We start from the raw sequence: 24,521 nt of genomic DNA, 5'->3' as shown, positions 1-24,521 counted from the left end.
CCGATGGCCGGACAGCAGCGCGTCTATCGGCAGAAGATCAAGGCGACCAGCTCGCTCAAGAAGATCTTCCGCGCGATGGAGCTCATCGCGGCCTCGCGTATCGGCAAGGCACGGCTCCGTGTGGAGCAGGCCACGCCCTACGCGCGGGCCATCACGCGCTCGATCAGCGCGGTGGCGGCGCACTCGAGCGTCGACCACCCGTTGACGACCCCGCGTACGGACACCGGCCGTGCGGCCGTGCTGGTGATCAGCGCGGACCGCGGCATGGCGGGCGCCTACTCGGCGAACGTCATCCGTGAGGCCGAGCGCCTGCGCGGCCGCCTCCAGGCGGATGGCAAGGAGATCGTGCAGTTCGCCGCCGGTCGACGTGCCGTGTCGTACTACTCGTTCCGTCGACGCGAGCTCGCGGGCCAGTGGACGGGCGCCTCGGATGCGCCCGACCGCGAGACCGCCCGTGACATGGCGCGTGCGCTGTTCGCGCGCTTCCAGGCGTCCGCGGAGGACGGCGGGGTCGACGAGATCTACATCGTCGGCACGCGGTTCGTCTCGATGGTGACCCAGCAGGCGATGGTGCTCCGGCTCCTGCCCCTGGAGATCGTCGAGGGCGTGGAGGAGACCGAGGAGGGCGAGCTCGAGCCGCTGTACGACTTCGAGCCGTCGCCCGAGCTGGTGCTCGACGCGCTGCTGCCGCGCTACATCGAGTCGCGCATCTTCAGCAGCCTGCTGCACTGCGCGGCCTCCGAGCTCGCGAGCCGCCAGCGTGCGATGAATACCGCCACCTCGAACGCCGAGGACATCATCCGCAACTACACCCGACTTGCCAACCAGGCACGTCAGGCCGAGATCACCCAGGAAATCAGCGAGATCGTCTCGGGCGCCGATGCGCTCGCGGCCTCGTGACCGGAAGCGAGATTCCCATGACCACCACCGCAGAGACCACCCCGGCCCAGGCCGCGGACGCGCCCGTCGTCGGTCGCGTGTCGCGCGTCGTCGGCCCGGTCGTCGACATCGAGTTCCCGGCCGACGCGATCCCGGACATCTACAACGCGCTCACCGTCGACATCGACCTGTCCGCGCAGGGCGAGGACGAGGGCGTGCTGCACATGACGCTCGAGGTCGCGCAGCACCTGGGCGACAACCTCGTGCGCGCCATCGCGCTGAAGCCGACCGACGGCCTCGTCCGTGGCGCCGAGGTCACGGACACGGGCGCGCCGATCTCGGTGCCGGTCGGCGACGTGACCAAGGGCCACGTGTTCAACGTGACCGGCGAGATCCTCAACGCGAAGGAGGGCGAGAAGGTCGAGGTCAACGAGACCTGGCCCATCCACCGCAAGGCGCCTGCCTTCGACCAGCTCGAGTCGAAGACCCAGATGTTCGAGACCGGCATCAAGGTCATCGACCTCCTCACCCCCTACGTGCAGGGTGGGAAGATCGGCCTCTTCGGTGGTGCGGGCGTCGGCAAGACCGTCCTCATCCAGGAGATGATCTACCGCGTCGCCAACAACCACAACGGTGTGTCGGTGTTCGCCGGTGTGGGTGAGCGCACGCGTGAGGGCAACGACCTCATCGAGGAGATGACCGAGTCCGGCGTCATCAACCAGACTGCCCTGGTCTTCGGCCAGATGGACGAGCCGCCGGGCACGCGTCTGCGCGTCGCGCTGTCGGCGCTGACGATGGCGGAGTACTTCCGCGACGTGCAGAAGCAGGACGTGCTGCTGTTCATCGACAACATCTTCCGCTTCACGCAGGCGGGCTCCGAGGTGTCGACGCTGCTCGGCCGCATGCCCTCCGCGGTGGGCTACCAGCCCAACCTCGCGGACGAGATGGGTCAGCTCCAGGAGCGCATCACCTCGACCCGAGGTCACTCGATCACCTCGCTGCAGGCGATCTACGTGCCCGCGGACGACTACACCGACCCGGCGCCGGCCACCACGTTCGCGCACCTCGACGCGACCACCGAGCTGTCGCGTGAGATCGCCTCGCGTGGCCTCTACCCCGCGGTGGACCCGCTGACGTCGACCTCGCGCATCCTCGACCCGCGCTACGTGGGCCGCGACCACTACGAGACCGCCAACGCCGTGAAGTCGATCCTCCAGCGCAACAAGGAGCTGCAGGACATCATCGCGATCCTCGGTGTGGACGAGCTCTCCGAGGAGGACAAGATCATCGTCGCGCGTGCGCGCAAGATCCAGCAGTTCCTCTCGCAGAACACGTACATGGCGACGCAGTTCACGAGCGTCCCGGGGTCGACGGTCCCGCTGACCGAGACCGTCGAGGCGTTCTCGGGCCTGGTCAACGGAAAGTACGACCACATCTCGGAGCAGGCGTTCTTCAACATCGGTGGCCTCGAGGACCTCGAGCGCAACTGGGCCCGCATCCAGAAGGAGATCGGCTGATCATGGCCGGTCCCCTCACCGTCGACGTCGTCGCCCCCGACCGGGTCCTCTGGTCGGGGACGGCGGAGCGTCTCGTCGCGCCCACCGTGGAGGGCGAGATCGGCCTCCTCACCGGGCACGAGCCCGTGCTGTCCGTCCTGCGGGCGGGAACCGTGCGCGTGCGCGGCGGGGCCGACGTGGACGCCGAGTTCCCCATCGCATCGGGCTTCGTCTCCTTCGATCGTGACGTGGTCACGGTGGTCGTCGAGCCCGTCGCGCCCTCCGAGGAGAAGGCCCCGGCCGCCTCCTGATGCGGGTGGTGATCGCGCGCTGCGCGGCCCGGTACACCGGGCGGCTCTCGGCGCATCTTCCGCTCGCGACCCGGGCCATCATGGTCAAGGCCGACGGCTCGGTCCTCCTCCATTCGGATGGCGGCTCGTACAAGCCGCTCAACTGGATGAGCCCGCCGTGCACTCTGCGGTCCTCCTCCGTCACGGAGGAGGCCGCGGAGCGCGGCGTCGCGGAGGTCTGGGTCGTCCAGCACGACAAGACCGACGACCGGCTCGAGATCGAGCTTCACGAGGTGCTCGCCGACACCGAGCACGAGCTCGGCGTCGACCCGGGCCTCATCAAGGACGGCGTCGAGGCGCACCTCCAGGAGCTGCTCGCCGCGCAGATCACGCTGCTCGGCGACGGGCACACGCTGATCCGTCGCGAGTACATGACCGCCATCGGCCCGGTCGACATCCTCGCGCGCGACTCCGCCGGCGCGTCCGTCGCGGTGGAGATCAAGCGCCGCGGCGAGATCGACGGCGTCGAGCAGCTCACGCGCTACCTCGAGCTCATGAACCGCGACCCGCTGCTCGCGCCCGTGCAGGGCGTGTTCGCGGCGCAGGAGATCAAGCCGCAGGCCCGCGTCCTCGCGGAGGACCGCGGCATCCGCTGCGTGGTCCTCGACTACGAGGCGATGAAGGGCGACGTCGACCTGAGCGACCGCCTCTTCTGACGCGCACCCCGCCAAGGTTCGCTGCGCACGGTCGGGCGCGAGACACGCGGGGACGCCCCGCGCATCGTCCCTCCCTCCCCGGCGTGGCGGCTCTCGGACCGTGCGCAGCGAACCCGCACGGCCTGGGTCGAATCGTTTCGGCTAGGCTCGCGTCATGACCTTCCCCGAGAGCTTCATTTTCGGCGCCGCGACGGCGTCGTACCAGATCGAGGGCGCCGCGACCGAGGGCGGTCGCGGGCCGTCCATCTGGGACACGTTCACCCACACGCCCGGCACCGTGGTCGGCGGCGACACGGGGGACGTCGCCTGCGACCACTTCCACCGCTGGGAGCGCGACGTCGACATGATGGCGGACCTGGGCCTTCAGGCGTACCGCTTCTCGATCGCGTGGCCGCGCGTGCAGCCCACCGGCACGGGAGAGTTCAACGACGAGGGCATCGCGTTCTACAGGAACCTCGTGGCGCGCCTCAAGGAGAAGGGGATCACCCCGCTCGCCACGCTCTACCACTGGGACCTGCCGCAGGCGCTCGAGGACCAGGGCGGCTGGCTCAGCCGCGCGACGGTCGACGCGTTCGTGGCCTACGCGGTGCGCATGGTCGAGGAGCTCGGCGCGGACGTCGAGCTGTGGGCGACGTTCAACGAGCCGTGGGTGAGCGCCTTCGTGGGCTACGGCTCGGGCGCGCACGCCCCCGGCCACGCCGACGACGTCGAGGGCCTCACCGCGGCGCACCACCTCCTCCTCTCGCACGCCCGCGCCTACCGCGCCATCAAGGCGGTGCGGCCCGAGGCCCAGGTGGGCATCGTCAACAACTCCCACACCCCGCGCCCGTGGGACCCGTCGAACCCCAAGGACCTCGAGGCCGCGGCGCACATCGACGCGCTCGCCAACGGCATGTTCCACCAGCCGCTGGTCGAGGGCTCGTACCCGGAGATCCTCAAGCCCAACACCGCGCGCCTCACCGACTGGTCCTTCGTCCACGACGGCGACCTCGACGAGATGCGGGACACCGTCGACTGGTTCGGCCTCAACTACTACGCCTCGCACGTGGTGCGCCACCACTCCCACAAGGCGGCCGCATCGTCCGATGTCGCGACCCTGGCCGACGGCCACAAGGCCGGCGCCAACTCGCCCTGGCCCGGCGACGAGCAGATCGAGTTCATGACGCCGCCCGGCGAGCTCACCGCGATGGGGTGGAACGTGGATCCGGGCGCGCTTCACGCGCAGCTCATGAAGGTGCATCGCGAGACCGGGCGGCCGATCTACGTGACCGAGAACGGCGGTGCCTGGGACGACGTGCTCGACGGCGACGGCCGCGTGCGCGACGTCGCTCGCGTGTCGTACCTGCACGACCACCTGCACGCCGTCGCGACCGCGATCGCGGAGGGTGCCGACGTCCGCGGCTACATGGCGTGGAGCCTCATGGACAACTTCGAATGGGCGCAGGGCTACGCCAAGCGCTTCGGGCTCGTGCGGGTCGACTACGGCACGCAGGAGCGGCGCTGGAAGGACTCCGCCTACTGGTATCGCGCGACCGTGGCGCGCCGCTCGCCGCTCCCTCTCGCGGACCTGCCGGCCGAGGTGGAGACCCCGGCCCGCACGTACTGAGCGTCGATTGCCAATGACACGCGTGACAGGCGTGACGGGTGGGGCGGGGTGGCGCCCAGCACCCCTGTCACACCCGTCACCCTTGTCATTGGCAATCGGTCCGTAGACTGGGGCGCATGCCTTCCGGTCGTCGCTCCTCCAAGCGCCCGTACGGCCAGCCCCATCCCGAGCTCGAGGTCGACCGGCTGCGCGCCGGCGGGAACGCGCGCGTGGAGACGGGCCCCGGCGGCGAGGAGTACTTCGTGGCGGTGCCCCGCCCGAGCGACCGCACGTTCACGTGCCCGGGCTGCTCGCGGGACATCCCCGGCGATCAGCAGCACATCGTCGCGTGGGCCACGGGAGGGCTGTTCGGCGAGGAGGCCGCCGCCGCGGCGCGGCGCCACTGGCACACGGCGTGCTGGGAGACGTTCGGGAGGTCGCGTGGCTGAGCAGGCAGGGCAGGCGGGGACGATGGAGGAGCTGCGCTCCATGACCGTCCTCGCGGCGGACCGCGAGGACATCGAGCTGCGCACCGAGGACGGGCTCACGCTCGTCGGCGAGCTCGCGCTGCCCGCCGAGGGGCCCATCACCGCGACCCTCATCACGCTGCACCCGCTGCCCACGCACGGCGGCTTCATGGACTCGCACGTGTACCGCAAGGCCGCGTGGCGCCTGCCCGCGCTCGCGGGGGTCGCGGTGCTGCGCTTCAACACGCGCGGCACGTCGTCGCCGCGCGGGACCAGCGACGGCGAGTTCGGCGAGGGCGTCACCGAGGCGGCCGACGTGCGGGCCGCCGTGGACTTCGCCGTGTCGCGCGGGCTGCCGCACCGCTGGCTCGTGGGCTGGAGCTTCGGCACCGAGCTCACGCTCATGCACGGCAGCGGCCTCGACGTCGAGGGCGCGATCCTGCTGTCCCCGCCGCTGCATCGTGCCACCGAGGACGACATGCGCGCGTGGGCCGCGACCGGCAAGCCCGTGACCGCGCTCGTGCCCGAGCACGACGACTTCCTCCAGCCCGCCGAGGCGCGCGAGCGCTTCGCGCCGCTCACCCAGCTCGAGCTGATCGATGTGCCCGAGGCCAAGCACCTGTGGGTGGGGGAGCGGTTCGTGCGCATCGTCCTCGACGCGATCGTCGCCCGCGTCGCGCCCGAGCGGGCGCCGCTTCCCGACGCGGTGCCCGCGTCCATGGTGGAATGAGCGTGGGATAAGACCTGGCACGATGCGAAGGAGTCGCCCGTGAGCCTCGTACCCGACGGCACGCCCCTGGTCCTGCTCAACGCCTTCCCGGTCGACCGGTCCCAATGGGACCCGCTCATCGACGCCTTGCCGGCGCTGCCGGGCGACATCATCACGTTCGACGTGCCCGGCATCGGCGACATGCCGCTGCCCGACGAGGAGCCGTCGCTCGAGCTCATCGCGGATGCGGCCGTGCTCGCGATGCGCGAGGTCACGGGACGCGACAAGGCGGTGTGGGTCGGCTGCTCGATGGGCGGCTACATCGCCATGGCGGTCGCGGAGCGCCACCCCGAGGCGGTCGCCGGCATCGGGCTGCTGGGCACCAAGGCCGCCGCGGACACCGACGAGGCGCGCGAGGCGCGTCTCGCGCTCGCGGAGAAGGTGGACGGCGCGGACGGCCACCCCGATCCGCGCGGCGCCGCGGAGGGGCTCGTCGGCACGCAGGGCGAGGCGCGTGAGGCGCTGGTCGCCGCGGTCGCCGCGAACATCGCCCGCCACGGCGGCGACGGGATCGCGTGGGGCCAGCGCGCCATGGCGGCGCGCCCGGACCGCACCGAGGTGCTCGGCGCGCTCGAGGCGCCGGCGCTGGTCGCGGTGGGGGAGCACGATGCGATCGCGGGGGAGGAGGCCGCGCGCGCCATGGCGGCGGCCCTGGGCGTCGAGGCGCTGGTCCTCGAGGGTGTGGGCCACCTCAGCGCGTGGGAGGCTCCGGAGCGGGTGGCTGCGCTCGTCGCGGACCTGGTCGACCGGGCCGACGCCGCGGCCTGAGCCCGCGGGCCGATCCCGCGGGCTCGCCTCGCGGGCTCACCCCGCCCCCGATCCTCGGCGCGGATGCCCCGCCCCGTATCCGCCCTGGTGCGCGGACGCGCGGGCCCGCCGCGGACGCCCGGGATGTCCCGCGTTTCCGGTTTGTGAATTCTTCGCCGGCGGTGTGGCGTGCAGTCCGGCGCCGTGTCACCATGGCGAGTGCGGGGGGCACCTCACCACGAGGGGGGCGTGAGGTGCCCCCCGCCGCCGTGCCCGGGCTCAGCCCCAGCCGTTGCCGGCCTCGAGCCGCTTCCTGAGGGCCTCGGTGAGGGGCAGGGACTCGCCGTCACGGGCGCCGCGGCCGAGCTCCAGCGGAGGGTCCGACGGGGCCAGGGAGGCGCCGCGCAGACGCTCGCGCAGGCCGCCGGGCGTCGACAGCACGTAGAACGCGCCGTCGGTGCCCACGCCGACCGAGCGGTCCTTCTTGAGGTACCAGCCGCTCACCTGGGTGCGCACGCGACCCGAGCCGCTGTAGGTGCGCGCGGTGAGCGCCTCGGGCCGGATGCCCGCGGCCTCCGCGTCGCGGGCGAACGCCTCGATCAGCGCCGCCGCCTGGCGGGTCTCCGCCTGGCGCTGCCGGTCGAGGGCGTCCGCCCGTCGCTGGTGGTCGTCGCGCGCGCCCACGGTCACGCCTCGGAGCGCTCCGCCTCGTGCTCCGCCTGAAGGCGGCTCGCGCGGGCGAGGTTGCCGACGGGGTCGGAGGACAGCAGGCCGCGGAGGTCGTCGAGGTAGGTGGTGATCGACTCGCGCTGGCGGTTGAGCTCGTCGACCTCGCGCGCGGCCATGGTGCGCTCGCGCTCGGCGTCGCTCACGGCCTCGGAGATGATCGCCTCGGCGTGCTCGCGCGCGTCGGAGACGATCTCGTCGGCGTTGTTGCGCGCGTTCGTCAGCAGGGTCTGCGAGTGGACCTCCGCCTCGCGGCGGACGGACTCGGCGCGCTCGAGCGTCGCGCTGAGGCGGTCCTCCGCCTCGGCGGTGCGGCGCTTCGCGTCGGCCACCATCGCGGCGGTCTCGGCGGTGGCCTCCTCGTGGCGGCGGGTGAGCTCGCGCTCGGCCTGCTCGCGCGTGGTGACGACCTCGAGCTCGAGGTCCTCGCGCGTGCGCCGGGCCTCCTCGTGGGCGGCCTCGGCGGCGGCCTGCGACTCCTCGCGCATACGGGTGGAGTCGACGGTCGCGGTGTCGACGAGGCGCTTGGCCTCGGCCTGGCCGTTCGCGATCGTGTCCTTGGCCTCGCGGTCGCTCGTCGCACGCAGGTCGGAGGCCTGCTGCTGGGCGCGGGCGAGCGCGGTCTCGGCCTCGCGGGTGAGGCGCGCGGCCTCGGCATCGGCGGTCGAGCGCAGCTCCGCGAGCTCCGCGTTGACCGTCGCGCGCAGGTCCGCGGTCTCGGACTCGGCGGCCTGGCGCATCTGGAGCGCGTCCGTCGTGGCGGCGCCGCGCACGGCGGTCGCCTCCTCGTCGGCGGTGCGGCGCAGCTCCGCCGCCTGGCGGCGGGCGTCCTTGACGAAGGCCTCGGCGTCGGCGCGCAGCGCGTCGACCTCGGTCTGCGCGGCCTGGCGCTGCTCGGCGATCTCGGCGGCGACGGTGTCGCGCAGCTCCGTGACCTCCTCGTCGGCGGCCTCGCGCACGTGCGTCGCGTAGCTGTCGGCGTCGCGGCGCTGCTGGGCCGCGTAGGCGTCCGCGTCGCGGCGCTGCTGGGCCGCGTACACGTCCGCGCCGCGGTGCTGTTCGGCGGCGTAGGCCTCGGCGGTCTGGCGCTCGTGCGTCGCGTACGCGTCGGCCACGCGGCGGGTCTCGCCGGCGTACGCGTCGGCCTCGCGACGCGTGTCGGCGTCGTAGACGTCGGCGTCCTGGCGCTGCGTCGCGACGAGCTCCTCGTGCTCGCGGCGCTGCGCGGCCAGGTCCTCGTCGGTGGCCTGGCGCTGCTCGGCGACCCAGGCCGCGGTCGCGGCGCGGAGCGCGGCCACCTCGGCGTCGGCGGTGCGGCGCTCGTCGGCCGCCCAGGCCTCGGTCTCTCCGCGCAGCGCGGCAACCTCGGCCTCGACCTCCTTGCGCAGCCCGGCGGCGTAGGTGTCGGCGTCCTCGCGCAGCTCCGCGACCTCGCCCTCGACGCGCTTGCGCAGCCCGGCGGCGTACGTCTCGGCGTCCTCGCGCAGCTCCGCGACCTCGCCCTCGACGCGCTTGCGCAGCGCGGCGGCGTACGTGTCCGCCTCCTCGCGCTGCGTCGCGGCGTAGTGCTCGGCCTCGCGGCGGGTGTCGCCCGCCCACGCCTCGGTCTCCTCGCGGAGGCCGGCGGCGTAGCCCTCGGCGTCGCGACGCTCGGCGGCGACCCACGCCTCGGTGGCCTCGCGCAGCGCGGTCACGGTGGCATCCGTCTCGCGGCGCTCGTTGGCGGCCCAGGCCTCCGTCTCCTTGCGCAGCGCGGCTGCGAAGCCCTCGGCGTCGCGGCGCTCGTGCGCGGACCAGGCCTCGGTCTCCTGACGCAGGTGGGCGACCCAGGCCTCGGTCTCCTGACGGAGCTCGGCGGCGTACGCGTCCGCGCTGTCGCGGAGCTCCGTGGCCTCCGCCTGGGCGGCGGTGCGCAGCGCGGCGCTGTCGCGCGCGGCGACGGCCCGCAGCTCGGCGACCTCCTGGTCGGCGGTGTGGCGCAGCTGTGCGACGTCCTGGTCGGCGGTGTGGCGCAGGTCCGCGACGTACGTGTCCGCCTCGCGGCGCTGCTGGCCGGTCTCGCGCTCGGCGAGCGCGCGCAGGTGGGCGATCTCCTCGGCGGCGACGCGGCGCGCCTCGGCGGCGTCGTGCTCGGCGGTCTCGCGCGCCTCCTGTGCCTCGTCGTTCGCCTGGGCGAGCGCCGCGGCGGCGTCGTTGCGCATCGTCGCCGCGTCGCTCTCCGCGGAGATGCGCATGTCGGAGGCCTCTGCCTCGGCGACGGCGCGGAGGTTCGCGGCCTCGCGCTCGGCCTCGCCGATGGAGTGCCCGGCGGCCTGCTCGGCGGCCTTGCGGGTGGCGGTGGCCTCCTCGCGCGCCTCGGCGACGATGCGCGCGGCGTCGGTCCTGAGGCGCTCGGTCTCGACGCGGGTGGCCTCGGTCAGCTCGTCGGCCTCGGCGTGGGAGGCGGCGAGGAACGCGGCGGCCTCGTCGCGCAGGCGGCTCGACTCCTGGTGCGCGTGCGCGAGCTTCTGCTCGGAGTCGGCGCGCGCCGCGTCGACCAGGTCGGCGGCCTCGCGCTGGCTCGTGACGCGCAGCTCGGTGGCCTCGCGCTCGACGGAGGCACGCAGGGTGTGGGCCTCGCGCTCGCCCGTGGCGCGCGCCTCGGCGGCCTCGGCCTCCGCGGCGGAACGGATCCGCTCGGCGTCGCGCTGGGCACGCTCGACGGACTCGCCGGCCTGGCGCTCCGCGGCCTCGCGGAGCCCGGCGGCGGTGTGCTCGGCCTGGGTCTTGATCTCGTCGGCCTCGCGGCGGCTCTGCGCGAGGATCTCGGCGACCTCGTTGTCGGCGCGCGCACGCAGCTGCTGGGCCGCGACGTTGGCGCGCGCGACCGTGTCCTGGGCGTGCGTGTTCGCGCGGGCGATCACGTCGGAGGACTGCTCCTCGGCGGAGCGGAGGAGCTGCTCGACGCGCGCGCCGAGGCCCTTGTAGGTGGGCTGCTCGGACTCGCGCAGCGCCTTCTGCGCCTCGTCGAGCGACGACCGTGCCTGCTGCGCCTCGCGGCGGGCCTCCTCGACGGCGCCCGACTGCTCGCGCACCGCGTCCTCGAGCCGAGCGATGTGGGCCGCGACCGCTTCACGGTCGTACCCGCGCATCGCAAGCGGGAACGGCAGGTTCTCTTCGGCCATGGCTCTCCTAGATCGCGCGCCGGGGGAGGCGCAGGTCGCGCATTCGACCCTCAGGGTAGTGCCCGGCCCCCGCGTGGAACAAAGCGGCAGGGAGCCGCGTTCGAGCCTTGTCTCGTAGAGTGAACAGCGAGACGAACGGAGAATCACGTGACTTTGCGCACCACCGCGCTCATCGCGGGGGCGCTCGGGCTGCTCCTTCTCATCGGCGGTCTGATCGCCGATGCGATGCGCCCGGCGTCCTTCGGCACGCCGAGCGCCGCGGTCGACACCCCCGTCCTGCTGATCGGTCCCGCCATGGTCGCCATGGCCCCCGGCGGGTCCATCACGGTCGAGGCCGACGGCGAGCTCGTCGTCTACGCCGGACGCACCGAGGACGCCGAGGACTGGGCCGCCACCCGCGATGCCACCGTCCTCACCGGCGTCCCCACCTGGGAGGAGCTGTCGACCGAGCCATTCGTCGCCGACGAGGCTGCGACCGCGGAGCCCAGCGCCTCGCCCGACGCCTCCGCATCGGCCACGGACGAGCCGTCCGCCGAGGCGTCCGCGAGCGCCTCAACCGAGCCGGAGGCCTCCGCGAGCGCGTCGCCCGAGCCGAGCGCGTCGGCCGAGGAGGCCCCGATCGCCGACATCTGGCGCGCATCGTGGGACGGCGACGGCAGCCTCACGCTCGACGTCGACGACCTCTCGGAGAGCTACCTGGGCCTCACCCTCGTGGTCGAGGCCGCCGACGGAGGGTCGCTCACCGAGGTGACCATGACCATCGACCGCGTCGTCAACGACGGCTGGGTCACCCCCCTCAAGTGGTGGGGCGGGGCGCTCGCCGTCGCGGGGCTCATCGCCCTCGTGTCGCTGCTGGTCGACCACCGCAACGCCGGCTCCAAGGTCGAGACGGCCGTCGCCGGCCGCAAGGCCACGCCCCCGGCGACGCCGGGCGGACGCCGCGAGCGCCGCGAGACCGCGACGGCCACCGGCGGCATCCCCGTCGTCGACGCCGAGGCGGACCCGACCACCGGCGAGGTGCCCCGCACCGACGAGCCGTCGGAGCCGACCGCGGGGGACGATGCGCCGCCCGCCGGCACCGCCGACGGAGAGGAGCGCCCATGAGAAGGCAGACCACCCTCGCGGCCGCTGCGGTCGCCGGGCTCGTCGTGCTCGCCGGCTGCACGCCGGCGGTGCCCGAGCCCGTCGCGCCGCCCGCCGCGCAGGAGACCTCGGCGATCACGCAGACCCAGATCGACCGCATCGTGCCCGCGACGTTCGCGGAGCTCGAGGCGGCCGACGAGGCCCGCAAGGCCAACCTGCTCGGCGAGCGGGTCGGCGGCACGGCCGTCACCGTGCGCGGCGTCGAGTACAAGCTCCGGAAGGCCGGCGACAAGCAGGCCATCGAGGAGATCCCGTCGACCATGCAGGCGGTCTACGTGAGCGCGGAGGGCGTGTTCCCGCGCGTCATGGTCGGGGTCTCCGAGGCGCCCGAGGACGCGACCCCTGTCGTGCTCGTGTGGCTCCAGGAGGACATCGACTCGGAGTACGTGCTCCAGAACTGGGCGCACATGGTGCCCGGCGCGACGCTGCCGGCGATGCCGGGCCCCGCGGTGGGCTCGAACCAGCTGCCCCTCGACTCGGACGCGGTCGACCCCACCCCCGAGCAGGTCGTCAGGGACTACGTCAAGCTCCTGCGCCAGGGGGCGAAGAGCGACCTCGCCTCCGAGTTCGGCAAGGACACGTACCGCGCGCGGCTGTTCGCGGCGCGCAAGGTGCTGACGGCGGCCGCGAAGAAGGGCGACGGCGACTACGTCGACACCGTGCAGCCCCAGCTCGAGGACACCTACGCGATGGCCACGGCCGACGGCGGCGCGCTCATCTTCGCGCCGATCGTGGTGACGTCCTCGCTGCGGGTCAAGGGCGGCGCTACCGTGTCGATCTCCGACACGGACAAGGCGCTCGTCTCGGGCAAGCTCAAGGACCGCGTCACCCACACGTACAACGACCTGGTCGTCATCCACGTCCCGGCGGACGGCGAGGGCAAGCCGACCGTCGTCGCGGCCGACCACCACCTTGTGAAGGTCGCGGCCAAGTAGCCGCGCCAGGAGGAGGATCACCCCCATGACCGACACCCCCGCCGCGCTGCGCGGTGCCGTCGACCTCGGCGCGCTCGCCGCGCGCTCGCGTCGCGCCGACTCGGGGCTCGCGACCATCGACGAGGCCGCGTTCCAGGAGCTCGCGCAGCAGTCCCTGCAGCGGCCGGTCGTCATCGCCTTCGTGTCCGCCTCCTCGCCGCAGAGCGAGGAGCTGGCGCGGGAGGTCGAGGAGGTCGCGGCCTCCGTCGGCGTCAACGCCGCGGCGTGCGACGTCGACGCCCAGCCCGCGATCGCGCAGGCCTTCCAGATCCGCGGCGTGCCCGCCGCGGTCGCCCTCATCGGCGGCCGTCCGGCGCCGCTCTTCCAGGGTGCCGCGACGCGCGAGCAGCTCGTCGAGGTGCTCGGCCAGGTGGTCGAGGCCGCCCGCCAGATGGGCGCCGCCGCCGGCATGCCCGCCGGCGAGGCCGTCCAGGAGGACGCGCCCGAGCCGCTGCCGCCGCTGCACCAGGAGGCGCACGACGCGATCGACCGCGGCGACCTCGATGCCGCCGAGGCGGCCTTCGACAAGGCGCTGCGGGAGAACCCCAAGGACGCCGACGCGCGGGCCGGGCGTGCGCAGGTGCGGCTGATGTCGCGCTCGCGGACGGCGGACCTCGGCGCGGTGCGCAAGGCCGCGGCCGACGCCCCCGACGACATCGACGCGCAGATGGCCGTCGCCGACATGGACGTGCTCGGCGGGCAGCTGGACGATGCGTACGGACGGCTGGTCGACCTCGTGAGGACGACCGCGGGCGACGACCGCGAGCGCGTGCGCGCGCGGCTGCTCGAGCTGTTCGAGGTGGTCGACCCCGCGGACCAGCGCGTCCTGCGGGCGCGCCAGGCGCTCGCCTCCGCGCTCTACTAGCGGACCCCCGGGCACTCCTCCACGCGAGCCTCGCTCTGCGGCTCACGATCCGGACCCGCAGCGGCGACACGCCGACGACACGCCGGCGCGGATGTGGAGGGGTGCCCCACGCGCGTGGAGGGGCACCCGCACCCGTGGGTCAGGCGGACGGGCGCAGGATCACCGCGCCCAGCGGGGGCACGCGGATCGTGGCGACGGCCGGGAAGCCATGCATGGACCGCTCGGCGGCGACCACGTGCCCGAGGTTGCCCACGCCGGAGCCGCCGTACGACTCGGAGTCGGTGTTGAAGACCTCGTCCCAGCCGCCGGCCCGGGGCAGCGGCAGCGCGTAGTCGTCGTGCGGCACCCCCGCGAAGTTCACGACGACCGCGACGGGCTCGCCCGCATCGTCCATGCGCAGGAAGGCGAGCGTGTTGCGGCGCGAGTCGTCGGCGTCGATCCACCGGAAGCCGGCGGGGTCCGAGTCGCGCTCGAACAGCGGGGGCGTGTCGCGGTAGAGGCGGTTGAGGTCGCCCAGCATGCGGCGCACGCCGTCGTGGAGCCGGTCCTCGAGGTGCCACCAGTCGAGCGAGCGGCCCTCGGACCACTCGGCGTACTGGCCGAACTCGCAGCCCATGAACACGAGGGTCTTGCCCGGGTGCGTCCACTGGTACGCGAGCAGCGCGCGCAGCGTCGCCATCTTCTGCCAGTGGTCGCCGGGGAAGCGGTCCACGAGCGAGCCCTTGCCGTGCACCACCTCGTCGTGCGACAGGGGCAGCATGTAGTGCTCGGAGAACGCGTACATGAGCGAGAACGTCACGGTGTGGTGGTGGTACGAGCGGTGCACGGGCTCCTCGCCCATGTACCGCAGGGTGTCGTTCATCCAGCCCATGTTCCACTTGAGCCCGAAGCCCAGGCCGCCCGCGCTCGTGGGCGCGGTGACGCCCGGCCACGCGGTCGACTCCTCGGCGATCATCACGACGCCGGGCGCGCTGCGGTAGGCGGTGGCGTTGGCCTCCTGGAGGAACGCGATCGCGTCGAGGTTCTCGCGCCCGCCGTGGACATTGGGGCGCCACTGCCCGGCCTCGCGCGAGTAGTCGAGGTAGAGCATCGACGCGACGGCGTCGACGCGCAGGCCGTCCGCGTGGAACTCCTGCAGCCAGTAGACGGCGTTCGCGACGAGGAAGTTGCGCACCTCCGCGCGGCCGAAGTCGAAGATGAACGTGCCCCAGTCGGGCTGCTCGCCGCGCAGCGGGTCCGGGTGCTCGTACAGCGGCGTGCCGTCGAAGCGTCCCAGCGCCCACTCGTCCTTGGGGAAGTGGCCCGGCACCCAGTCGAGCAGCACGCCGATGCCGGCGCGGTGCAGCGTGTCGATGAGGTAGCGCAGCTCGTCGGGGGAGCCGAAGCGCGAGGTCGGGGCGTAGTAGCCCGACACCTGGTAGCCCCACGAGCCCCCGAACGGGTGCTCCATCACGGGGAGGAACTCGACATGGGTGAAGCCCATCTCGGTCACGTACGCCGTGAGCTGGTCCGCGAGCTCGACGTAGCCGAGGCCCTGGCGCCACGACCCGAGGTGCACCTCGTAGACGGACATGGCGCTGCGGTGCGGCTGGGACGATGCGCGGCGGTCCAGCCAGTCCTGGTCGCCCCACTCGTACGCGGACTCCTCGACCACCGACGCGGTCGCGGGAGGCAGCTCGGTGCGCCGGGCCATCGGGTCGGCCTTCTGTCGCCAGTGCCCGTTCTTGTCGAGGATCTCGAGCTTGTACGTGGTGCCGGCGGCCACGCCCGGGATGAACAGCTCCCAGATGCCGGACGCGCCGAGGGTGCGCATCGCGTGCGTCGCGCCCTGCCAGTGGTTGAAGTCGCCCACGACCCGCACGGCACGCGCGTTGGGCGCCCACACCGCGAAGTCGGTGCCGACCACCTCGCCGAGCACGGACTCGAGGCGGTGCACGTTGGCGCCCAGCACGCTCCACAGGCGCTCGTGGCGGCCCTCCCGGATGAGGTGGAGGTCGAGCTCGCCGAGCATCGGCATGAAGCGGTACGGGTCGTCGGCGACCGATGTCGAGTCGCCGTACGTCGTGTGCACCCGGTAGTCGGGGATCTCCTCGCCCGGCAGCTCGGCGGACCAGATGCCGTGGTGCTCGTGCTCGGCCGGGAACGTGCCGTCGAGGGTCTCGATCTCGACCGCGTCGGCCAGCGGCCGCAGCACGCGGATCACCACCGCGCCGCCCTCGGGGTGCGGACCCAGGACGGCATGCGGGTCGTGGTGCGTGCCGCGCGCGATGTCCGCGAGCACGGCCTGGTCGAGTCGGCGGGGCATCAGCACCCTCTCTGCTGGTGGGCGGACGAGCGGATCATGCGGGCCTCACCACGGCGACGTGGGCGAGGGTGACAGCGGGGTCGAGGCGGACGTAGAAGTCGCGCCCCCATGTGTAGGTGGCGCCGCCGACGACGTCGTCGACCACGAGCCGCGCGTCGTCGGCCAGGTCGAGCGCGGGCAGGTCGAGCGTGACGACGCCGGACTGCACGTGGTGCGGGTCGAAGCTCGCGATCACGATGACGGTGTCGGCCTTGCCCGTCGGCGACTCCTCGGGCGGCAGGTGCCGCGAGAAGCAGAGGATCTCGGGGTTGGTGGTCGGGTGCACGCGCAGCCCCCGCAGGCGGCGCAGCGCGGGGTGCTTGGCGCGCGTCTGGTTGAGGGTGGTGAGGAGCGTCCTGATGCCGTACCGGTCGGCGTCCGCCCAGTCGCGCTGCTTGAACTCGTACTTCTCGTTGTCGATCTGCTCCTCGACGCCCGGCCGCGGCACGTTCTCGACGAACTCGTAGCCGGTGTAGATGCCGTACGAGGGGGCGCCGGTGGCGGCGAGCACGGCGCGCATCCGGTAGATCGCGGGCCCGCCGTGCTGCATGTCGGGGGTGAGGATGTCGTGCGTGGTGGGCCAGAAGTTCGGGCGCATGTAGAACGACGCGTCGCCCGAGACCTCCTCGAGGTACTCGCCCATCTCCTCGGCGTTCTGGCGCCAGGTGAAGTAGGTGTAGCTCTGGTGGAAGCCGATCTTCGCGAGCGTGTGCATCATCGCCGGCCGTGTGAAGGCCTCGGACAGGAAGATCACCTCGGGGTGGTCCTCGGCGATCTCGCGCAGCAGCCGCTCCCAGAAGGTCAGCGGCTTGGTGTGCGGGTTGTCGACGCGGAACAGCGTGACGCCGGCGTCGATCCACACCTGCAGCATGTCGCGGATCGCGTGGTAGATGCCCTCGGGGTCGTTGTCGAAGTTGAGGGGGTAGATGTCCTGGTACTTCTTGGGCGGGTTCTCCGCGTAGGCGATCGTGCCGTCGAGGCGCTGCGTGAACCACTCGGGGTGCTCCGTCACCCACGGGTGGTCGGGCGAGCACTGGAGGGCGACGTCGAGCGCGACCTCGAGGCCCACCGACCGGGCCGCCTTGACGAAGGACCGGAACCCGCGCATCGTCCCCAGGCCGGGGTGGATCGCGTCGTGGCCGCCCTCGGCGGCGCCGATCGCGTACGGGCTGCCGGGGTCGCCTGGCTCCGCCTTGAGCGAGTTGTTGCGACCCTTGCGGTGCGTGGCGCCGATGGGGTGGATGGGCGTGAGGTAGACGACGTCGAAGCCCATGTCCGCGATCGCGGGCAGGCGCTTGGCGGCGGTGGTGAAGGTGCCCGAGGTCCACTCGCCGGTGCGCTTGACGATCCGCGCGCCCTCGGACCGCGGGAAGATCTCGTACCACGCGGACACCAGCGCCTTCTCGCGCTGGACGAGCAGCGGGTACTCGGGCGAGGTGGTCACCCAGTCGCGCAGGGGCGCCACCGTGAGGGCGGCCTTGAGCTCGGGGGACGATGCGGGGGCGAGGCGGGCCTCGGGCGCGAGCGAGCCGTCCTGGAGCGAGGCGATGGCCTCCTCGAGGAGCGCCTTGCGGGCGGGCGTGTGCCGCACCTCGGTGAGCGCCCGGGTGAGGACCGCGACGCCCTCGTCGAGCATGAGCTGGACATCGACGCCGGCGTGGATCTTCACCTCGGCCGCGTGCCGCCAGGTCGAGACGGGGTCCGACCAGGCCTCGACCCGGAAGCGGTGGAGGCCCTCGTGGCGCGGCGTGAGGATCGCGCGGTAGAGGCTGGTGCCCCAGTCGTGCAGCGGCATCGGCAGCCGCTCGTGGCGCCCGTCGGGCCGCGTGACCACCACCGTGGCGCCCTCGGAGTCGTGCCCCTCGCGGAAGATCGTCGCCGTGATCGGCACCGCCTCGCCGATGACGGCGCGAGCCGGCCACCGTCCCTCCTCGAGCGAGGGTTGGACCCCCACGATGGGGATGCGACCGATGGACGTCTCAGGGGAGCGGGCCATGCCCCCGAACCTACTCGCAATGCGCTCCGATGCCTACCAGGAGGGCATCGCGTGCCACGCCCGCCGGTGACCCGGGACCGACGGTGTGTTGCACGCCCTCCGGAAGCATGTAATGTGTGGCACGCGGTTGATGTAACCGCTTGCATCCAAAGGGGGCTGTACGCGGTTACAGATCGATAACGGCGTGTCACGAATGGGTCACGCCGCCGCGCTCGATTTGTGCAGGGCCCTTTTGCGGGGCATAGACTGTGAACGGTCCCAGTACGGGCGGCCGATGAGGTCCGCCAGAGTTGTGCAGGCTCCTCCGGGGGCCGGAGGAGTGTCATGACGGCAGCAGCGAGCTGGCCCCGACTCGAGGGTCTCGCCTACGGAGGCGACTACAACCCCGAGCAGTGGCCGCGCGAGACGTGGGACGAGGACATGCGTCTCATGCGCGAGGCGGGCGTGAACCTCGTCTCCGTCGGCATCTTCTCGTGGGCGATGCTCGAGCCCGAGGAGGGCGTGTACGACTTCGCGTGGATGGACGACCTCCTCGACCTGCTCCACGCCAACGGGATCGCGGCGGACCTCGGCACGCCCTCGGTCTCGCCCCCGGCGTGGTTCTTCCACCGCTATCCCGAGGCGCGCGTCACCGACAAGGACGGCACCGTCATGGGCTTCGGCGGCCGCGGCATGGCCTCGCACGCCTCGCCCGAGTACCGCGAGGCGATCGCCCGCATGGCCGGCGCGCTCGCGGAGCGCTACGGCGACCACCCCGCCGTCGTGATGTGGCACGTCCACAACGAGTACGGCGTGCCGATCGCCGAGGACTTCGGCCCGCGCGCCGTCGCGTCGTGGCAGCGCTGGCTGCAGGAGCGCTACGGCACGCTCGACGGCCTCAACGCCGCGTGGGGCACCGCGTTCTGGGGCCAGCGCTACGGCGCCTGGGAGCACGTGGTCGCCCCCGCCGCGACCGCGACCATCACGAACCCCGCGATGAAGCTCGACTGGGCGCGGTTCACCGACGACCGGCTGCGCGAGTGCTACGTGATCGAGCGCGACGCGATCCGCGCGCATGCCGACCAGCCCATCACCACCAACTTCATGGCCCACCAGTCCTGGAACACGGACCTGTGGAAGTGGGCCGAGCTCGTCGACGTGGTCTCCGACGACCACTACCTGTGGTCGCCCGACCCCGACGCGCACGTCGGGCTCGCGCTGTCCGCGGACCTCACCCGCTCGGTCGCGGGCGGCAAGCCGTGGATCCTCATGGAGCACTCGACGTCCGCGGTCAACTGGCAGGGCCGCAACATCGCCAAGCGTCCGGGCGAGATGCGCCGCAACGCGCTGACGCACCTGGGCCGCGGCGCCGACGCGATCATGTTCTTCCAGTGGCGCGCCTCCCGCTCGGGCGCGGAGAAGTTCCACTCGGCGATGCTCCCGCACGCCGGCGCATCGTCCCGCGTGTTCCGCGAGGTCGTGGAGCTCGGCGGCCACCTGCAGGACGCCGCCGCGGTCCGCGGCTCGGCCGTCAGGGCCGACGTCGCGGTGCTCTACGACTGGGAGTCGCTGTGGGCGCAGGACCTCGAGTGGCGCCCGTCCGACGACGTGCAGTTCCGCGAGCGCATGCGCGCCTTCTACGAGCGCCTGTGGCGCGACGGCGTCACCGTCGACTTCGCGCACCCGGGCCAGGACCTGTCCGCGTACAGGCTCGTCGTCGCCCCCGCGTCGTACCTGCTCACCGCATCGTCCGCCGAGAACCTCACGCGCTACGTCGAGGCCGGCGGCACGCTGCTCGTCAACTTCTTCTCCGCGATCGTGGATGAGAACGATGCGGTGCACGAGGGCGGCTTCGTCGCCCCGCTGCGCGACGCGCTCGGCCTCACGGTCGAGGAGTTCCTGCCGCTGCGCGAGGGCGACACCGCCACCGTGCGGTGGGTCGACGGCTCCGGCGCGACCGCGCCGTCCGACGTGTGGCAGGAGGACATCGCGCTCGCGGGCGCCGAGGTGGTCGCGGAGAACGCGACCGGCCCGGGCGCCGGCGGGGCCGCGATCACCCGCAACGAGCACGGGAAGGGCGTGGGCTGGTACGTCGGCACGCGCCTCGACGTGCACGCGCTGAAGACCGTGTTCGACGCGGTCTACGCCGACGCCGGCATCGAGGCCTCGGGGCTGCCCGAGACCCTCGAGGTCGTGACGCGGCACGGCGCCGCTGACGACTTCGTCGTCGCCGTCAACCACGGCGACGACGCAGCTCGGCTCCCGGTGGCAGGCATCGACCTGCTCACCGGCGCCGAGACCGATGGCGGGCTCGAGGTGCCGGGAGGCGGCGTCGCCGTCGTCCGCACCTCGCGTGCGACCGGAGGTGAGGAGGTCTGACCCGTGGGGACGGACCGGGCTGCGCCGGTCCCGATCCCAGACCGCGAGAAACCCGCTGACGACCCAGGATCCCCGGGCGGGGGCCCTGGCTCGGACGTAACCTGTCGCAGAGACGCGATCTCACCAGAGGCGCGCAATGTGGCTCCACTCTGGAAGGAATATCCATGCGTAACACCATCGGCAAGGTCGCCGTTGTGGCGACGTCTGTCGCACTCCTCGCCGCGTGCTCGTCGGGCACGACCGAGGAGACCCCGAGCTCGGCCGCGCCGGCCGCGTCGGAGAGCGAGGCGGCCATCGACGCGACCGGCCTCACCCTGACCGTCTGGGTCGACGAGAACCGCAAGCCGGCGGTCGAGGCCGCCGCCGAGCAGTTCGAGACCGACACGGGCGCGACCGTCGAGCTCGTGCAGAAGAACTTCGAGGACATCCGGACCGACTTCCTCGCCCAGGTCCCCACGGGCAAGGGTCCCGACATCACCATCGGCGCCAACGACTGGCTGGGCGAGCTGGTCGAGGCCGGCGTGGTCAACACGGTCGACCTCGGCGACAAGGCCGGCTCGTTCGAGCAGGTCGCGCTCGACGCGCTCACGCTCGACGGCCAGCTCTACGGCGTGCCGTTCTTCTCCGAGGCGATCGCCCTCATCGCGAACATGGACCTCGTCGCCGACGAGGCGCCCGCGACGTGGGACGACATGATCGCCATGGGCGAGGAGTCCGGCGCCAACCGGCCCGTGGTCTTCACCACCTCCATGGGTGACGGCGACGCCTACCACCTCTACCCGGTGCAGACCTCCTTCGGTGCCCCGGTCTTCGCTCAGGACGACACCGGCGCGTTCATCCCCGAGGTCGCGATGGGCGGCGAGAACGGCGAGGCCTTCGCGACCTGGCTGTCCGAGCAGGCCGAGGCGGGCAACGTGTCGGCGAACCTCGACAACGAGACCGCGTACGAGCTGTTCGCCTCCGGCAAGTCGCCGTACATCATCACCGGCCCGTGGGCCATGACGATCGGCGGCTTCGACGGCCTCGACATGCAGGTCTACCCGGTGCCGGGTGCGGGCGACGAGCAGGCCGCGCCGTTCGTGGGCGTGCAGGGCTTCTACGTGTCCTCGCAGTCCGAGAACACGCTGCTCGCCAACGAGTTCCTCACGAACTACATGGCGACGCAGGAGGCCCAGCAGACGCTGTACGACCTCGACCCGCGCATCCCCGTGTTCGAGGGCGTGGGCTCCGACGACAAGCCGTGGCTCCAGGGCTTCGTCGACGCCGCGGCGCAGGGCGTGCTCCTGCCGTCGATCCCCGAGATGGGCGAGGTCTGGAGCCGCTGGAACGCGGCCGAGTCCAAGATCATCAACGGTGCGGACCCGGTGAAGACCTGGAACGCGTTCGTCACCGACCTCGAGAAGGCGATCTCCTAACGATCCCCGCCGGTGGGGCGGGCCATGCCCCGCCCCACCGGCTCCCCACCCCCCTTGCAGTGACGCGAGAACAGAGGAGCACGGATGTCCACCCGACAGGACGAGGTCACGGCCGCGCCGCCGCGTGAGTCGCACGCCAGGCAGTTCGGCGCGGGATTCGTCGTCAAGCTGCTGCTGATGATGGCGGTCAACGCCTTCGGGATCGCCGCGATCCTCTCGGCCTGGAACGCCGGGGCGTGGGCGGTCCTCGGCGGGCTCGTCGCGTTCCTGCTGCTCGCCGACGTGATCTACTTCTCGCGGCGCATGCTGCCGCTCAAGTACCTGTACCCGGGGCTCGTGTTCCTCCTGGTGTTCCAGGTATTCGCGATGGCCTACACGGCGTACATCGCGACCACCAATTACGGCGCGGGCCACAACGGCTCGAAGGAGCAGGCGGTCGAGGCCGCGCTGATCCAGGCCGAGACCGAGGTCGAGGGCTCGCCCACGTACCCGCTGACCGTCGTGCGCGACGGGGACACGCTCGGCTTCGCGGTGAACGACGACGGCACCGTCAGGGTCGGCACCGAGGACCAGCCGCTCGAGGACGCGCCGGACGCGACCGTCGGCGACAACGGCGCCCCCAGCGAGGTGCCGGGCTGGGAGGTCGTCCCCCGCGGCGACCTGCTCTCGGACCAGGCGCTCGCGCAGGACGTGATCGATCTGCGCGTCCCGATCTCGGACGAGGCCGACGACGGGTCCCTGCGGACGCGCGAGGGCGCCACCGCGAAGATCTACCGCTCGTCGCTCGACTGGGACCCCGAGGCCGATACCCTCACCAACACCGACACCGACGTCGTCTACTCGCCCAACGACCGCGGCACGTTCGTCGGTGACGACGGCTCGACGCTCCCGACCGGCTGGTACGTGGGCGTGGGCCTCGACAACTTCAGCCGCGCCGTGACCGACGCGGAGATCCGCGCGCCGCTGTTCAAGGTGACGGCGTGGACCTTCGCGTTCGCGCTGCTCACCGTGGTGACGAGCTTCCTGCTCGGCCTGCTCTTCGCGCTGATCTTCAACGACGACCGGATCAAGGGCAAGAAGACCCTGCGCACCCTCTTCATCCTGCCGTACGCGTTCCCGGCGTTCATGTCCGCGCTGCTCTGGCGCGGCATGCTCAACCCCGAGTTCGGCATCATCAACAAGTTCTTCTTCTTCGGGGCGGACATCAGCTGGCTCCAGGATCCCTGGCTCGCGCGCTTCGCGGTGCTGTTCGTCAACCTGTGGCTGAGCTATCCGTACTGGTTCCTCGTGTGCACGGGAGCGCTCCAGTCGCTGTCGTCCGAGACCACGGAGGCCGCGAGGATCGACGGCGCGAGCGGCTGGCGGCTGTTTCGCTCCATCACGTTCCCGCTGCTGCTCGTGTCGACCGCGCCGCTCGCGATCGCGTCCTTCGCGTTCAACTTCAACAACTTCACGATCATCTACATGCTCACCGGCGGTGGGCCCAACTTCGACGACACCACGCTCCCGCTGGGCGCCACGGACATCCTCATCTCCGCGATCTACGAGATCTCCGGGGTCGCGGGCGGCCGTGCCGACTTCGGGCTCGCGTCCGCGCTCGCGGTCTTCGTGTTCGTGGTGGTGGGCGTGATCTCCGCGCTCGCGTTCCGACAGACCAGGAAGCTGGAGGAGTTCTGATGGCCACCGAGAACCCCGCACCCGCGGCCGCCCGCCGCCAGCCCACGCGCCGTTCGCGGTGGTGGCGCGAGGTCGGCTGGAAGTACCCCGTCGCGGTGATCGTGCTCTTCTACGCGGCCTTCCCGCTCGTCTTCGTGCTGTCCGCGTCGCTCAACGAGCGCGGCTCGCTGTCCGGCGCCCAGGGCCTGTTCAGCTCGGTGAGCCTCGTCAACTACCAGGCGCTCGGCGAGACGAGCTACTGGACGTGGGTCGGCAACACCCTCATCGTCTGCTTCGCGGCCGCGTTCGGCGCCGTGCTCATGGGCGCGGCCGCCGCGTACGCGTTCTCGCGCTTCCGCTTCAACGGCCGGCGCACGTCGCTGACGTCGCTGCTCATCCTGCAGATGTTCCCGCAGACGCTCGCCTTCATGGCGATCTTCCTGCTGCTGCTGGCGCTCGGCGAGGTGGTCCCCGCGCTCGGGCTGGACTCGAAGATCGCGCTCATCAGCATCTACCTGGGTGGCGCGCTGGGTGCCAACACGTTCCTCATGTACGGCTTCTTCAACACGATCCCCGCGGAGATGGACGAGGCCGCGAAGATCGACGGCGCGACCCACGCGCAGATCTACTGGCGGCTCATCATCCCGATCGTCACCCCGATCCTCGCGGTGACCGGGCTGATCCAGTTCATCGGCTCGTTCGGCGACTTCATCCTCTCGCGCATCGTGCTCGTGTCCGAGGAGAACTGGACGCTGGCGGTCGGCATGTACCAGTGGGTGTCCGAGCAGCTCACGGCCAACTGGGGCCTGTTCGCGGCGGGCACGGTGATCGCCGCGGTGCCGGTGCTCGCCCTGTTCCTCGCGCTGCAGCGCTACATCGTGGGAGGCCTCACGGCCGGCTCCGTCAAGGGCTGACCGGGCTTCCTTCCAGG

The 24,521-nt window shown here is 72.2% G+C and carries 19 protein-coding genes; 15 read left to right on the top strand and 4 right to left on the bottom strand.

Annotated elements, in window-relative coordinates:
* Positions 1-3 precede the first annotated feature (3 nt).
* The 8 genes from QQX09_RS03065 (at position 4) to QQX09_RS03030 (ending at position 6,970) form a co-directional block, all read left to right on the top strand.
* Positions 4-900: a F0F1 ATP synthase subunit gamma gene (locus QQX09_RS03065; RefSeq protein WP_301131244.1), complete on the top strand. Its 897-nt coding sequence runs from the start codon at positions 4-6 to the stop codon at positions 898-900.
* Between the two features lie 17 nt (positions 901-917).
* Complete coding sequence (atpD, locus tag QQX09_RS03060) at positions 918-2,396, top strand: F0F1 ATP synthase subunit beta (RefSeq protein ID WP_301131243.1); 1,479 nt, start codon at positions 918-920, stop codon at positions 2,394-2,396.
* Positions 2,397-2,398: 2 nt separating this feature from the next.
* The gene (locus QQX09_RS03055) at positions 2,399-2,686 is read left to right on the top strand and encodes a F0F1 ATP synthase subunit epsilon (RefSeq protein ID WP_301131242.1); all 288 of its coding nucleotides are present in this window, start codon (positions 2,399-2,401) and stop codon (positions 2,684-2,686) included.
* Positions 2,686-3,381 (top strand): endonuclease NucS, encoded by a 696-nt coding sequence (gene nucS / locus QQX09_RS03050; protein WP_301131241.1) that lies wholly within the window; start codon positions 2,686-2,688, stop codon positions 3,379-3,381. Before QQX09_RS03055 ends, nucS begins: the two co-directional genes overlap by 1 nt.
* A gap of 154 nt (positions 3,382-3,535) precedes the next feature.
* Positions 3,536-4,987 carry a glycoside hydrolase family 1 protein gene (locus tag QQX09_RS03045; protein ID WP_301131240.1) on the top strand — a complete coding sequence of 484 codons (1,452 nt, stop codon included), beginning with the start codon at positions 3,536-3,538 and terminating at the stop codon, positions 4,985-4,987.
* A 116-nt stretch (positions 4,988-5,103) separates the two neighbouring features.
* Positions 5,104-5,415 carry an Rv1322 family protein gene (locus QQX09_RS03040; RefSeq protein WP_301131239.1) on the top strand — a complete coding sequence of 104 codons (312 nt, stop codon included), beginning with the start codon at positions 5,104-5,106 and terminating at the stop codon, positions 5,413-5,415.
* Positions 5,416-5,437: 22 nt separating this feature from the next.
* Positions 5,438-6,163 (top strand): alpha/beta hydrolase, encoded by a 726-nt coding sequence (locus QQX09_RS03035; RefSeq protein ID WP_301131555.1) that lies wholly within the window; start codon positions 5,438-5,440, stop codon positions 6,161-6,163.
* A 39-nt stretch (positions 6,164-6,202) separates the two neighbouring features.
* Positions 6,203-6,970, top strand: a complete 768-nt coding sequence (locus tag QQX09_RS03030) for an alpha/beta fold hydrolase (protein ID WP_301131238.1) — start codon at positions 6,203-6,205, stop codon at positions 6,968-6,970.
* A 258-nt stretch (positions 6,971-7,228) separates the two neighbouring features.
* Here QQX09_RS03030 and QQX09_RS03025 read toward each other — a convergent pair whose 3' ends face one another.
* Entirely contained in the window at positions 7,229-7,633 is a 405-nt protein-coding gene (locus QQX09_RS03025; protein WP_301131237.1) for a hypothetical protein, read from the bottom strand.
* A 2-nt stretch (positions 7,634-7,635) separates the two neighbouring features.
* Positions 7,636-10,839, bottom strand: coding sequence for a hypothetical protein (locus QQX09_RS03020; protein ID WP_301131236.1), 3,204 nt, complete (start codon positions 10,837-10,839; stop codon positions 7,636-7,638).
* Between the two features lie 147 nt (positions 10,840-10,986).
* Between QQX09_RS03020 and QQX09_RS03015 the strand changes: the two genes are divergently transcribed.
* From QQX09_RS03015 to QQX09_RS03005, 3 genes are read left to right on the top strand one after another with little or no spacing between them, the layout of a single operon-like run.
* Positions 10,987-11,943 (top strand): hypothetical protein, encoded by a 957-nt coding sequence (locus tag QQX09_RS03015; protein ID WP_301131235.1) that lies wholly within the window; start codon positions 10,987-10,989, stop codon positions 11,941-11,943.
* Complete coding sequence (locus QQX09_RS03010) at positions 11,940-12,917, top strand: DUF8094 domain-containing protein (RefSeq protein WP_301131234.1); 978 nt, start codon at positions 11,940-11,942, stop codon at positions 12,915-12,917. Before QQX09_RS03015 ends, QQX09_RS03010 begins: the two co-directional genes overlap by 4 nt.
* Positions 12,918-12,942: 25 nt before the next feature.
* Positions 12,943-13,821, top strand: coding sequence for a co-chaperone YbbN (locus QQX09_RS03005; RefSeq protein ID WP_301131233.1), 879 nt, complete (start codon positions 12,943-12,945; stop codon positions 13,819-13,821).
* A gap of 139 nt (positions 13,822-13,960) precedes the next feature.
* Here QQX09_RS03005 and glgB read toward each other — a convergent pair whose 3' ends face one another.
* Positions 13,961-16,126, bottom strand: a complete 2,166-nt coding sequence (gene glgB / locus QQX09_RS03000; protein WP_301131232.1) for a 1,4-alpha-glucan branching protein GlgB — start codon at positions 16,124-16,126, stop codon at positions 13,961-13,963.
* 34 nt (positions 16,127-16,160) lie between these two features.
* Positions 16,161-18,161: an alpha-1,4-glucan--maltose-1-phosphate maltosyltransferase gene (locus QQX09_RS02995; RefSeq protein ID WP_301131230.1), complete on the bottom strand. Its 2,001-nt coding sequence runs from the start codon at positions 18,159-18,161 to the stop codon at positions 16,161-16,163.
* A gap of 324 nt (positions 18,162-18,485) precedes the next feature.
* Here QQX09_RS02995 and QQX09_RS02990 point away from each other — a divergent pair, with 324 nt between their 5' ends.
* The 4 genes from QQX09_RS02990 (at position 18,486) to QQX09_RS02975 (ending at position 24,504) form a co-directional block, all read left to right on the top strand.
* On the top strand, positions 18,486-20,519 hold the full coding sequence (locus QQX09_RS02990) for a beta-galactosidase (protein ID WP_301131229.1): 2,034 nt from the start codon (positions 18,486-18,488) through the stop codon (positions 20,517-20,519).
* A gap of 164 nt (positions 20,520-20,683) precedes the next feature.
* Positions 20,684-21,934: a sugar ABC transporter substrate-binding protein gene (locus QQX09_RS02985; RefSeq protein ID WP_301131228.1), complete on the top strand. Its 1,251-nt coding sequence runs from the start codon at positions 20,684-20,686 to the stop codon at positions 21,932-21,934.
* A gap of 84 nt (positions 21,935-22,018) precedes the next feature.
* On the top strand, positions 22,019-23,611 hold the full coding sequence (locus QQX09_RS02980) for an ABC transporter permease subunit (protein ID WP_301131227.1): 1,593 nt from the start codon (positions 22,019-22,021) through the stop codon (positions 23,609-23,611).
* Complete coding sequence (locus tag QQX09_RS02975) at positions 23,611-24,504, top strand: sugar ABC transporter permease (protein ID WP_301131226.1); 894 nt, start codon at positions 23,611-23,613, stop codon at positions 24,502-24,504. Before QQX09_RS02980 ends, QQX09_RS02975 begins: the two co-directional genes overlap by 1 nt.
* Positions 24,505-24,521 lie beyond the last annotated feature (17 nt).

Source organism: Demequina litoralis (assembly GCF_030418455.1).
Classification (GTDB): domain Bacteria; phylum Actinomycetota; class Actinomycetes; order Actinomycetales; family Demequinaceae; genus Demequina; species Demequina litoralis.
Note: the sequence above shows the minus strand (reverse complement) of the source record. Positions and strands in the feature narration are given on the sequence as shown.